The organism is Xanthomonas translucens pv. undulosa (genome assembly GCF_017301775.1).
Taxonomy (GTDB): Bacteria; Pseudomonadota; Gammaproteobacteria; order Xanthomonadales; family Xanthomonadaceae; genus Xanthomonas_A; species Xanthomonas_A translucens.
The window spans coordinates 1978214-1990621 of record NZ_CP063993.1 but is presented as its reverse complement, the minus strand read 5'-3'; the positions used below and the strand labels follow the sequence as shown (position 1 = coordinate 1990621).

Below are 12408 nucleotides of genomic sequence, written 5' to 3'. Positions count from 1 at the left end.
GCGGGTCGATCAGGCTTGCGCGGACGGCGCGTCGCCGCTGCGTGCTGCTTCCAGCGCGGCGACGCTGCGTTCCAGCGCTTCCAGCTTCTCGCGGGTACGCAGCAGTACCGCGCGCTGCACGTCGAATTCCTCGCGGGTGACCAGGTCGAGTTTGCCCAGTCCGGCCTGCAGCGCGCTCTTGAAGGTGCTCTGCAGTTCGTTGCGGGATTCGCGCAGGCCTGGCGGTACCAGGTCGCTGAGGCGGCGGGCGAGGTCGTCGAGGTGATTGAGGTCGATCATGGCGATGCTCCGGCAGGTGACGCCAGATTGCGGCACCCTGCGGTTCGGGGCCATCGGTATCGGGCGCGGCGCGCTGTCGGAAAATTCCGGCGATGGGGCGCGCGGCCATTTGAACCCGGCGGCCGGGCATCGCGCAACCGCGCTATCCTGATGCCATTGTGATTGGAGAACGCCGCATGAAGATGATCATGGCCGTGATCAAGCCGTTCAAGCTCGACGACGTGCGCGAAGCGCTCGCCGCGCAAGGCGTGGCCGGCATCACCGTCACCGAGGTCAAGGGCTTCGGCCGGCAGAAGGGTCACACCGAGCTGTACCGCGGCGCCGAGTACGTGGTCGATTTCCTGCCCAAGGTGAAGCTGGAAGTGGCGGTCACCGAGGACCAGGTCGAGCGCGTGCTCGATGCAATCGTCAAGGCGGCCGGGACCGGCAAGATCGGCGACGGCAAGGTGTTCGTGTACGACCTGGGCACGGTGGTGCGGATCCGCACCGGCGAACTGGATGCCGACGCGCTGTAGGGTCTGCGCGCGCGGCGGCCTGCGCCGCTGCCATTTCGATTTCGGCATCGCCTGGCGCGCGCCAGGCGTTTGCAATGCTCAAGCGCTGCTTGGGCGACGCAGCGCGCGCATGGCCCGTTGGTGTTGCGCCCGCGACAGGTGCAGAGAGCGACCGTACCGAGGCGTCGCTGGTACAGCGCGTCGCCGGGGCGATGCGCGCTCCCTCTGCTGCTCATACCATTTAAATACCGGAGATGGGATCGGTGGCTTGGCGCGACCCAAGCTCTGGACCCGGTTCGATGCGCATCTACGTCAGCAAAATAGCTGATGCATCCAGGCAGTCGCTGCGCGGCTTGCCGCTCCCTGGCGACTTGCCTACTCTGTGTCGTAATACCATTCCAATACCGGAGAGCGGGGATGACGCGACGCGGTGCGGCGACCGGCTTGCGCCTGCGCTCGATGATGCTGGCACTGGGCCTGGCCCTGGCGGTCCCGGCCATGGCGCAGCCGGTCACGCGGCCCGCGCTGTTTCCCAGCCCGGTGTCGGTCCGGCTCCAGGCCGGCACCCTCGCGCTGGGCCGGAAGGTGGTGCTGGTCGCCGCGCCGGGCGCGGATCCCGCCTCGGTCGCGCTGGTCCGCCGCATCCTGCTGTCGGCAGGCGTCGAGCGCATCGCGAGCGCATCGCGCCTGCCGGCCACGCTCGCGCAAACGCACATCGTCGTCGGCACCGGCGAGTCGGCGGTCGTCCGCGACGCGCTGGCGCGCAGCAAGGCCGTGCAGGAGACGCGCAAGGAGGGCTATACCCTCGCCAGCGTCGCGGCCGGCAAGGGTAGCCTGATCACGCTCGCCGGCCACGACGCCGACGGCCTGTTCCATGCCGCGCAGACCTTGCGCCAGCTCGCCGAACGCGCGGCCATCCCGACCCTGGTTATCCAGGATTACCCCGCGATGCCCATCCGCGGCACGATCGAGGGGTTCTACGGGGCGCCATGGTCGATGGCCGATCGCGCCAAGCACATCGAGTTTCTCGCCCGCACCAAGGCGAACACCTCCATCTACAGTCCGAAGGACGATCCGCATGCGCGCGACCGCTGGCGCGAGGCCTATCCGGCGGCCACGCTGAAGGCGCTGGGCAAGTTGGCGGCGACCGCCCAGCGCAACCATGTCGATTTCGTCTACGCGATCTCGCCCGGGCCGTCGGTCTGCTTCTCCGATCCAGCCGATGCGAAGGCGCTGCTGCGCAAGTTCGACGCGTTTCGCGCGCTGGGCGTGCGCAGCTTCTATGTCGCGCTCGACGATATCGAATACACCAAGTGGAATTGCGCGCGCGACAAGACCGCTTTCGGCGCGTCGGGTGCGGAAGCGGCCGGTGTCGCGCAGGCGCACCTGCTCAACTTGGTGCAGGCGGACCTGGTCGCCCGGCACGGGCGTGCGAGCTGGCGGCGGGCGACGCGCGGGTGACCGCAGCACTGCTCGCCTTCTTCGATACCCAGCATCTGGCGCCGACCTTCGGCAACCAGCCGTGGCAGGAACAGGCGCCGCGGCTGAAGGCCGTGCTCGACCGGGTCCGCGAAGCGCTGGCCGGTGGCGACGCCGACGCGCGCGGCCAGGCGCTCGCCGAGCTTGCGCGCAGCGCGGACGCGATCGCGGCCGCGCCCGCGCCCGCGCCCGCCGTCATCCGCGCAGGGGTGGCCGATCCCGGGTTCGCCGAACAGTCGCGCCCCTGGCTGGATGCGATGCAGGTCTGGGGGCACGCGCTGCAGGCGACGGCAGCCGGTCTGCAGGCCGCCAGCGGTGGCGACGCAGCGGCGTCGGGCGTGTTCGTCGATGCTACCCGGCTCGCCGCCGAGGCCGCGGCGATCCAGTCGATCCCTGGCGCGACGCGCTTCGGCGGGCCGGTCAAGATTGCCGATGGCGTGCTCGATCGTTTCGTGGCTGACGCCCCGACGCTGATCGCGCTAGAAGTATCCGCTAACTCCGCTCCGACGGCTGCGCGCTGACGGTTAGGCGCGCGCCTGCATGGCGCGCGCCGCCCTGCGTAGGCGATGCGGCCGCTTTCAGCGTGGCGTAAACGTCTTGTCGAGCAGACCTTCGGCGGCAGGATCGTCGCCCAGCAAGCGCCGACGCAACCATGCCGACCATGCCAGTCAGGCCACGGGTTGTGGTCGGCATGCGCGACCTCGACCAGGCCTTCTCAGGCAGCGGTATAGCCGCGTCCAAGGGTCAGCCAGAAGGCAAGCATGACGATCGCGCCGGCGAGCATGACGGTCCGGCTGGATGGCGGTGGCAGGACCCGCAACGGGCGACGAAGGCGAACACCGCGGCGCGGCGGCTTGCCTGCCGCCAGCTGTCCGCTGCCGTTGCCGAGCGGCAGCAACGCATCTGCTCAGGGTGACGCGACCGGCGCCAACTTGATCGGCGCCGGTCCGGCGCTTAACCGCCCAACGCCTCGGCCACGAACGGCGGCAGCACCTGGGTGCCGGTGTGCAGGTGCGCGCTGTAGTAACGGGTGACGAACGGCTTGGCTGCCGCGTCGGCTTCGCGGAAGTCGAAACCGCCGGATTTGCGCGCCAGGGTCACGCTCCACCAGCCGGTCGGGTAGCACGGCTGCGGGAACGGCACGGTGTGGAAGCTGGCGAAGCCGGCCTTGCCCATCTCGGTGCGCATTTCCTTGATCAGGTCCAGCAGCGCCAGCGGCGATTCGGACTGCTGCACCAGGATGCCGTCGTCCTTCAGCGCCTTGAAGCAACTGGCGTAGAACGCCTTGTTGAACAGGCCCTCGGCCGGGCCGACCGGATCGGTGGAATCGACGATGACGATGTCCACGCTGCCGGCCGGGCAGTTGGCCATGTAGGCGATGCCGTCGTCGAACAGCAGCTCGGCGCGCGGATCGGCGTTGGACTCGCACAGCTCAGGAAAGTACTTCTCGGCCATGTGCGTGACCTGCTCGTCGATGTCGCACTGGGTGGCGCGCTCCACGCCGGGGTGCTTGAGCACTTCGCGCAGGGTGCCACAGTCGCCGCCGCCGATGATCACCACGCGCTTGGGCGCGGCGTGGGTGAACAGCGCCGGGTGGCTGATCATCTCGTGGTAAAAGAAGTTGTCGCGCGTGGTCAGCATCACCGCGCCGTCGATCACCATCAACTTGCCCCAGTCGGTGGTGTCGTAGATCTCGATCTTCTGGAACGGCGACTGCACCTCGTCCAGCTTGCCGGTGATGCGATAGCCGATGGCCGAGCCGGTGGGCTGGAAGTGTTCGATGTACCAGTTGTCGTTGGCGCTCATGCGATGTCCTAAGAAAGCGGAAAGAATGCAGGCTATTCCTTCTCCCACCGAGAGAAGGTGGCGCGCAGCGCCGGATGAGGGTAGGGCGCAGCCTCGTGCAGTCAGACCACACGACACGGCACCCGAACCCAAACCCACCCAGCTCCCACTACGGCAGGGGCGTCAGGTCGGCGCGGATTGTAACGGAGCCCACGCGTAGCAGGCGTTACAATCCACGCCCCCTTTCTCCGCCGAGCCGCCACGATGAGCGATTGGTCCCTCGACCAGGCCCGCAAGACCTATTCGATCCCGCATTGGGCCGATGGGTATTTCGACGTGGATGCGGCCGGCCGGATGGTGGTGCGCCCGCAAGGCGCCGATGGCGTGGCGATCGCGTTGCCCGAGGTGGTGGACGCCGCGCGCGCGGCCGGCGCCAAGCTGCCGATGCTGGTGCGCTTTCCGGACATCCTGGGCGAGCGCCTGGGCAAGCTGCAGTCGGCCTTCGCCCAGGCCCAGGCCGACTGGGACTACGCCGGCGGCTACACCGCGGTGTACCCGATCAAGGTCAACCAGCACCGCGGCGTGGCCGGCACCCTGGCCAGCCACCACGGCGAGGGTTTCGGCCTGGAAGCGGGCAGCAAGCCGGAATTGATGGCGGTGCTGGCGCTGTCGCGGCCGGGCGGGCTGATCGTCTGCAACGGCTACAAGGACCGCGAATACATCCGCCTGGCGCTGATCGGGCGCAAACTGGGCTTGCAGACCTTCATCGTCATCGAGAAGCCGTCGGAACTGAAGCTGGTGCTGGAGGAAGCGCGCGCGCTGGACGTCAAGCCGGGCCTGGGCGTTCGCATGCGCCTGGCCTCGCTGGGCGCGGGCAAGTGGCAGAACAGCGGCGGCGACAAGGCCAAGTTCGGCTTGTCGCCGCGGCAGGTGCTGGACCTGTGGAAGGCGCTGCGCGACACCGAGTACGCCGAGTCGCTGAATCTGCTGCACTTCCACATGGGTTCGCAGATCTCCAACGTGCGCGACATCGCCAACGGCATGCGCGAGGCCACGCGCTATTTCGTGGAGCTGTCCAAGCTGGGCGCCAGGATTAGCCACGTCGACGTCGGCGGCGGTCTGGGCATCGATTACGAAGGTACCCGTTCGCGCAGCTATTGCTCCATCAACTACGGCCTGCATTCCTACGCCAGCAACATCGTGCAGCCGCTGGCCAACGCCTGCGAGGAACACGGCCTGGCGCCGCCGCGGATCCTCACCGAGTGCGGCCGCGCGATGACCGCGCACCACGCGGTGCTGATCGCTAACGTCTCGGAAGTGGAGCAGGCACCGGAAGGGCGCGTCCCCGACGCGCATGCCGACGAGCCGACGGCGATCCGCCACCTGCGCGAGATCCACGACGAGCTGGACGTGCGCCCGGCGGTGGAGCTGTTCCAGGAAGCGCAGCATTTCCATGCCGAAGGCCTGTCCAGCTACGCGCTGGGCCAGATCGACCTGCCGCAGCGCGCACGCATCGACGACCTGTTCTACGCCATTGCGCACGGCGTGCGCGCGCGCCTGAGCCACGAGGAAAAGAGCCACCGCCCGGTGCTGGACGAACTCAACGAGCGGCTGGTGGACAAGTATTTCGTCAACTTCAGCGTGTTCGAATCGATTCCCGACGTGTGGGCGATCGACCAGGTGTTCCCGATCGTGCCGATCGAGCGCCTGAACGAGGCGCCGGCGCGGCGCGGGGTGATCTGCGACATGACCTGCGACTCCGACGGCATGGTCAAGACCTACGTCGAGAACGAGAGCCTGGACAGCTCGCTGCCGCTGCACGAACTGCACCCGGGCGAGAGCTACCGGCTCGGCTTTTTCCTGGTCGGCGCCTACCAGGAGATCCTCGGCGACATCCACAACCTGTTCGGCGACACCGATGCGATCGAGGTCAGCGCCGATGGCGACGGCTACCGCATCGCCCAGCAGCGCCGCGGCGACACCACCGAAGTGATGCTGGACTACGTGGGCTATGCACTGGCCGACCTGCGCGCGGCCTACGCCAAGCGCGTGGCCGCCGCGCAGCTGCCGGCGGCGCAGGCGCAGGCCTTGTCGGCGGAGCTGGAGGCGGGGCTGACCGGCTACACCTATCTGTCGGACGAGCCGTTGGGCTGATCGACCCGACATGCGCTAGCCGCCAGCGCGCGCCGCCGGCCCGCACCGTGGGCGGCGGGTACACCGCCGCTGCTACGGCTGGCGATTGCGGCAGCGCACCTGTCATCGTCGACGCTGCATGTCGGTGCTATCCGGCGGCTTCGCCATGCTAAGCAAGCAGCACTGCGCGCATGCCCCTGTGCTGCGGGCATCGCCTGACCAGGATGTCGCTGCGGGTTTGCCCGCCCACGCGTGTCGATGAGCATGCAGGTTGAAGCGTGGTGACAGTGCTGCCTTGGCCGCGCATGGCGGCTTATGGTGCTCAACATCTGCGTGGTCTGCGTGCGCGCAGATGCCGCGACTGATACAGATCGAAAGCGACAGTGGTTCGAATCCCTGTTTTATCGGTATGTCTACGGTGGCGGACATGGGATTGTGATTTGCTCCAAAAGATGTCGGTGGACAGTGCGCAAACGCGTACGGAAACTTTTTGCATCGAATCCAATGATTAACTGTCGTTTTTATTGGGCTGTAGCGGCTGCTTGCTTGTAATTGTTCAATCAGGGCAATGATCTGCCGTCATCAAGCCGTTGCTTGACGTGGGGTTAGTGTTTGCGCGGTTCTCCGGATTTTTCCGGTTTCCGGACCGGGGATCATATTAACTCGATCTCAATCCGACTCCTTGTGGGTCGTGCTTTCTCGACGCCGATTTCGGCGCCGATGGCAACGCCTTGCGAGCGGGTCCAATAAGGAGCATGCCATGAAACAGCTCTCCTGCGATTCCATGCCTTTGACCATCGCCCAGCGCGGACTGTGGGTCGCACAGAAAATCAATCCGAAGGCTTCGCTGATTTTGCCCGAGGTGCTGGAGCTGTGCGGTCCGATCCAGCCGCAACTGATCCTGCGCGCATCGCGGCAGGTGGTGTGCGAATTCGAGCCTATCCGGACGCGCATCGTCGAAGAGAACGGCATGCCGCGACAGCGGGTGGAGGCCGAATACCTTGGCGATTTTCCGTATCTCGATCTGAGCGGCAAAGCGGCGCCACGGCAGGCGGCCGAGCGCTGGATCGCGCAGGCGATTGAGCGGCAGTGGGACATCGCGCGCGATCCGCTGTGGAGTTGCGTGCTGTTCCGGCTGGGCGAAGACCACTATCTGTGGGTGCAATACGCGCACCATATTATGATGGACGGCTACAGCGGCGGCATGGCCGCGCAGCGGCTGGCCGAGCTCTACAGCGCCTATGCCGCGGGCGTCGAGCCGCCGGCGAGCACGGCGGGTGTCCTGGCCGGGCTGGTCGAGCTGGAAGCGTCGTACCGCGAGTCCGAACGTTGCCGTCGCGATCGCGACTACTGGATGCAGCAGCTGGCCAACCCCCCGCCGGCGGTGAGACTAACGCGCCGACCCGGCGCGTTGCAGTGCGGCTCTTTGCGCAGTACGGGCTACCTGTCCAGTGCGCAGATCGCGCGTCTGCGCGAACTCGGCGCCCTGTACGGCGCCACGCTGCCGCAGTTGCTGATCGCGTTGGTCGCCGCGTTCTACCACCGCAATACCGGCGCGGAGGATCTGATCTTCGGCATGCCGGTGACCGGACGGGTCAACCGCCAGTATCGCAGCACGCCGGGCATGGTCGCCAATGCGGTGTCGATCCGCCTGGCAATGGCGCCGCAGGCGCCGTTCCATAGCCTGTTCGCGCAGGTGGCGTCGGTGGTCAGATCGGCACTGCGGCATCAGCAATATCGCTACGAAGATCTTCGCCGCGCCCTGGGTCTGGTCCGCAACGACCAGCAGCTGGCATGGCTGGCGGTGAACATCGAGGCGTTCGACTACGCGCTGGATTTCGGCGGCGTGCAGGCGATTCCGCACAATCTGTCCAACGGCTCGTTCGAGGATCTGACCCGTTTCTTCTACGAACGCGGCAATGGTGCCGACGTGCGCTTCGATTTCGATGCCAATCCTGGCCTGTACACCCGCGAAGAACTGGACGAACACCGCCGGCGCCTGCTGCAACTGGTCGATTCGGTGCTGGACGATCCAACCCAGGCGTTGGGGCAGGTGGACATGCTTGGTGCGCAGGAGCGCGCACGCCTGCTCTACGACTGGAATCGCAACGACGCCGCGTTGCCCGAGCCGAGCAGCCTGCCGCACTGGTTCGCTTAGCAGGCTGCCGCCACGCCCGATGCGGTCGCGGTGCGTTGCGCTAGCCAGGCGCTGGACTACCGCAGCCTGCAGCAGCGCAGCGCGCAGCTGGCGGCGCAGTGGGTCGAGGAGGGGATGTCGCCGGGCGACGTGATCGCGGTGGCGTTGCCGCGCAGCGCGCAGTTGCTGGTGGTGCTGTTGGCGGTGATGTGGAGCGGCGCCACGTATTTGCCGCTGGACCCGCTGGGTCCGGCGGAGCGCAACGCGACGATACTGAAAGACTCCGGCGCGATCGCGCTAGTGTGCGAACCGGCGCAGTGGGAGCAGCATGCGCTGGGCGGCATCGTGTGGCTCGATCCGCAGGCAGGGACCGATCGGGCGGCGTTGCCCGCGCCGCGCGCCACGGCCGATGGCATCGCCTATCTGCTCTACACCTCCGGTTCCACCGGAACGCCCAAGGGGGTGGAGGTCAGCCACCGCAATCTGGCCAGCTTCCTGTTCGCCATGCAGGAGGAACTGCAGTTGCAGGCCAGCGACCGGGTGCTGGCGCTGACCACGATCAGTTTCGATATCGCCGCGCTGGAGCTGTATTTGCCGCTGATCTGCGGCGCCAGCGCGGTCGTGGCCGGCGATGGTTTGCTGCACGATCCGCACGGCCTGTCGCGGCTGATCGCGCGCGAGCGCATCAGCCTGATGCAGGCCACGCCCTCGCTGTGGCGCATCCTGCTGGCCAACGAGGATCTGCCATTGCAGCAGGTGCACGCCCTGGTCGGCGGCGAAACGCTCAGCGGCGAGCTGGCGACCCGGCTGCTGCAGCGTAGCGCACGGCTGACCCACCTGTACGGCCCTACCGAAACCACGGTGTGGTCCACGGTGATGCGCCTGACCCCGGCCGAGACGGCATCGGTACCGATCGGTCGGCCGCTGCGCAATACGCGCGTCTATGTACTCGACGGCCAGCAGCAGCCGGTCCCTACCGGCGCCAGTGGCGAGCTCTACATCGGCGGTGCCGGCGTGACCAAGGGCTACAGGAAGCGGCAGCAGCTCAACGATGCGTCCTTCCTGCCCGATCCGTTCGTCGCCGATGGCGGGCGCATGTACCGCACCGGCGATCTGGCGCGTTGGCGCGAGGACGGGGTGCTGGAATTCCTCGGCCGCGCCGACGCGCAACTGAAGATCCGCGGACACCGGGTCGAACCGGGCGAAGTGGAGGCCGCACTGCTGCTGCATCCGGCAATCGCCGCGGCCGCGGTCGTCGGCCACCGCGACGGCGATAGCGCGATGCAACTGGTCGCCTATCTTGTGGCGGCCGGCGATGCGATGCTGCCGACGCTTGATGCGCTGCGCCAGCAACTGCAGGCGCGTTTGCCCGAGCACATGCTGCCGACCGTGTGCATGGCGTTGCCGGCACTGCCGCTGACCCCCAACGGCAAGCTTGACCGCAAGGCGCTGCCGGTTCCGGGCAGAGCGGAGGCTCCGCGCTACGTGGCCCCGCGCACTGCGCTGGAGCAGCGCCTGGTCGCGCTGTGGCAGCGCTTGCTGGGGGTGGAGCGGATCGGCGTGCACGACAACTTCTTCGAACTGGGCGGCGACTCGTTGACCGCTGCCGAACTGCTGGCGGGGTTTCCCAGCCATTTCGGTATCGAACTGCCGCTGGGCAGCTTGTTCGATGCATCGACCGTAGCTGGCTTGGCCACGCTGATGGAAAACGCCGAGGAGTCGCAGAACGATCCGCTGGCGCCGTTGCTGCGGCTTCGCCGGGGCGATCACGGCAACCGGCCGCTGTTCTGTATCCATCCGGTGGTTGGGCTGGGCTGGTCGTATCTCGGCCCAGGCTGCCCGGTGTACGCCCTGCAGTCGCCGGCCTTGTGCAGCGGCGCGGCGTTGCCGGACAGCATTGAGACGATCGCCGCCGATTATCTGCGGCGGATCCGCTGCGTGCAGCCGCAGGGGCCATACCGGTTGCTGGGCTGGTCACTAGGCGGTTTGATCGTGCATGCGATGGCCGCCGAACTGCGTGCCGGTGGCCACGAGGTGGAATTGCTGGTCATGCTCGACGCCTATCCCTATGCCCATGCCGACCGCATCGCCGCGCTGGGCGACGATGCGGCCAGGATGCGCGCCGCGGTGAGCTTCCTCGGCTTGCGGCTGGATCCGGAGCAGCCTGCGCCTGCCGACTTGGCCGATCTGTCGACGCTGCTGTGCGACCACTACGGCTTGCTGTCGCTGCCGTTGGTGCAGCAGTTGCTGCAGGACGATCCGCAGCTGATGGATCGCATCGCCGCGCTGACCGAGCATCAGCTGGCGCTGGCCGGCAATTACCAGCCGCAACGCGTGGACGTGGATCTGCTGTTCTTCGAGGCGGCGATCAAGCCGGCGCCGGACCTGTCGCAGCTGTTGCAGCAGCGACCTGAGGCCTGGCGCGATTTCGTCGCCGAACTGGACGTGCGCCCGGTCGACAGCGACCACCAGTCGATGCTGCAGTCGGCACCAGCGGCGCAGATCGCGCAGATCGTGGATGCGCGCCTGCATCCACGCCAGTCCGGACAGCGCGCCCCTGCGGCCGCGCCGCGGCTGGCGCAGCCGTGGCCGGCCACGGAGGTGCTGGTCGATGCCTGAGCAACAGCATGCCGCGTCGATGCGCGGCGCGACGGTGGCGATCTTCACGATCGGCACGCGTGGCGACATCCAGCCGATGCTGGCGCTGGGGCGCGAACTGCAGCAGCGCGACCACGCGGTCCGCATCGTCACCAGCGCCAACTTCGCCGAGCAGATCCGCGCTGCCGGGCTGAGCTTCTTCGCGCTCAGCGGCGACTTCCAGGCCCTGCTCGAAAACGACCTCAGCATCGCCGATCGCGGATTGCAGTGGCGGGCGATGGCCACGCTGTTCCGCGAACGCATGGCGTTCTGGGCCAGGGACTGGGCGGCGCAAGGGCAATTGGCGTGCACGGGCGCGGACCTGTTGATCGGCGTCGGCAGCGTCAGCCTGCTCGCCGCGGCGCTGGGCGAGGTCTGCGCGATTCCGGTGGTGTTCGCGCAGCTGCAACCCTTGACCGCGTCGCGACAGTTGCCGCCGATGCTGCTGGCCGGGCGCAACGTGCCGGGGCCTCTGAGCATGGCGGCCTATCAGCTGTTGTGCCTGGGCGTGTGGCGGGTGATGCGGCCGGCAATCAATCAGTGCGTGCGCGCGCAGCTCGGGCTGCGTCCTTATCCATGGTATGGGCCATATTTCTATCGCGATTCGGCGCAGGTGCGGGTGCTGTATGGGTTCAGCACCCAGGTGCTGCCGCGTCCGTCCGACTGGCCCGAGTCGGCGCAGGTCTGCGGCTATTGGATGTTGCAGGAACCGCAATGGCAGCCGCCTGCGGCGTTGCAGGCGTTTCTCGATGCCGGTCCGGCGCCGGTCTATATCGGCTTCGGTAGCATGGTCAGCGCCGACCCCCAGGCATTCGCCGCGACGCTGGTGGAGGCGGTGCGGCGCAGCGGCCGGCGCGCGGTGCTGGCCAGTGGCTGGGGCGCGCTGGACGCCGCGCATGCGCACGCCGATGCGCAGATCTTCCACCTGCGTCAGGCGCCGCATGCCTGGCTGTTCCCGCGCATGGCCGCGATCGTGCATCACGGCGGCGCCGGCACCACCGGTGCGGCAGCGGCGGCGGGCGTGCCCTCGGTGGTGGTGCCGTTCTACGGCGACCAGCCGTTCTGGGCGCACTGTCTGGCGCTGCAGGGCGTGGCGCCGCCGGCGCTGGCCTGCGCCGGCCTGCAGGCGCAGACCCTGGCCGCCGCGCTCGACCAGGCGGCGCAACCGGCGATGGTGCAGGCCGCGGCGCACCTGGGCGCGCGCATCCGCGCCGAGGATGGCGTGGGGACGGCGCTGGCGTGGCTGGAACGCTGGGGCGTGTTGCCGCGGCTCGGGCGTGGTGAACCCGATCGCGCGCTGCCGCCGCAGGCCCTGGGGGCGGGAAGACGTTAGCCCGCATCGCCGCGTTGCACTGTGTTCGTCGCGCGATGCGGCACGCAGAGGTGGACGGATCCAGCGCGCATTGAGCGGCCGACCTGCGCTGCCTAGAATGGCGGCCACGTTCCTTGCCGTGAAAGGATGCC

At 67.9% G+C, this 12408-nt stretch carries 8 protein-coding genes and 1 pseudogene; 6 read left to right on the top strand and 3 right to left on the bottom strand.

Annotated elements, in window-relative coordinates:
* Positions 1 to 9: 9 nt before the first annotated feature.
* Positions 10 to 279 (bottom strand): ubiquinone biosynthesis accessory factor UbiK, encoded by a 270-nt coding sequence (ubiK, locus tag ISN38_RS08385; protein WP_003470344.1) that lies wholly within the window; start codon positions 277 to 279, stop codon positions 10 to 12.
* Positions 280 to 455: 176 nt separating this feature from the next.
* On the opposite strand from ubiK, the gene ISN38_RS08380 reads away from it, so the two are divergent.
* Positions 456 to 794, top strand: coding sequence for a P-II family nitrogen regulator (locus ISN38_RS08380; protein WP_003470346.1), 339 nt, complete (start codon positions 456 to 458; stop codon positions 792 to 794).
* 396 nt (positions 795 to 1190) lie between these two features.
* A pseudogene (locus ISN38_RS08375) lies at positions 1191 to 2773 on the top strand (beta-N-acetylglucosaminidase domain-containing protein).
* Positions 2774 to 2967: 194 nt separating this feature from the next.
* Here the strand turns inward: ISN38_RS08375 and ISN38_RS08370 are convergent.
* The gene (locus ISN38_RS08370; protein WP_139115874.1) at positions 2968 to 3150 is read right to left on the bottom strand and encodes a hypothetical protein; all 183 of its coding nucleotides are present in this window, start codon (positions 3148 to 3150) and stop codon (positions 2968 to 2970) included.
* Positions 3151 to 3206: 56 nt separating this feature from the next.
* On the bottom strand, positions 3207 to 4058 hold the full coding sequence (speE, locus tag ISN38_RS08365; RefSeq protein ID WP_003470348.1) for a polyamine aminopropyltransferase: 852 nt from the start codon (positions 4056 to 4058) through the stop codon (positions 3207 to 3209).
* Between the two features lie 243 nt (positions 4059 to 4301).
* Here speE and speA point away from each other — a divergent pair, with 243 nt between their 5' ends.
* The 4 genes from speA (at position 4302) to ISN38_RS08350 (ending at position 12277) form a co-directional block, all read left to right on the top strand.
* Complete coding sequence (gene speA, locus ISN38_RS08360; protein ID WP_058362635.1) at positions 4302 to 6191, top strand: arginine decarboxylase; 1890 nt, start codon at positions 4302 to 4304, stop codon at positions 6189 to 6191.
* Positions 6192 to 6930: 739 nt separating this feature from the next.
* Positions 6931 to 8328, top strand: a complete 1398-nt coding sequence (locus ISN38_RS20255; RefSeq protein WP_230938136.1) for a condensation domain-containing protein — start codon at positions 6931 to 6933, stop codon at positions 8326 to 8328.
* Between the two features lie 30 nt (positions 8329 to 8358).
* Entirely contained in the window at positions 8359 to 10926 is a 2568-nt protein-coding gene (locus tag ISN38_RS20250; RefSeq protein WP_241753996.1) for an amino acid adenylation domain-containing protein, read from the top strand.
* Positions 10919 to 12277, top strand: coding sequence for a glycosyltransferase (locus tag ISN38_RS08350; protein WP_081045871.1), 1359 nt, complete (start codon positions 10919 to 10921; stop codon positions 12275 to 12277). The genes ISN38_RS20250 and ISN38_RS08350 overlap by 8 nt, the downstream gene beginning before the upstream one ends.
* The last annotated feature ends 131 nt before the right edge of the window (positions 12278 to 12408 follow it).

What these genes read in the sequence shown, in the direction of transcription:
- ISN38_RS20255 (WP_230938136.1), top strand. Translation starts at nt 6,931, where the DNA reads ATGAAACAGCTCTCCTGCGATTCCATGCCTTTGACCATCGCCCAGCGC.
- speE (WP_003470348.1), bottom strand. Translation starts at nt 4,058, where the DNA reads ATGAGCGCCAACGACAACTGGTACATCGAACACTTCCAGCCCACCGGC.
- speA (WP_058362635.1), top strand. Translation starts at nt 4,302, where the DNA reads ATGAGCGATTGGTCCCTCGACCAGGCCCGCAAGACCTATTCGATCCCG.
- ISN38_RS08350 (WP_081045871.1), top strand. Translation starts at nt 10,919, where the DNA reads ATGCCTGAGCAACAGCATGCCGCGTCGATGCGCGGCGCGACGGTGGCG.
- ISN38_RS08380 (WP_003470346.1), top strand. Translation starts at nt 456, where the DNA reads ATGAAGATGATCATGGCCGTGATCAAGCCGTTCAAGCTCGACGACGTG.
- ubiK (WP_003470344.1), bottom strand. Translation starts at nt 279, where the DNA reads ATGATCGACCTCAATCACCTCGACGACCTCGCCCGCCGCCTCAGCGAC.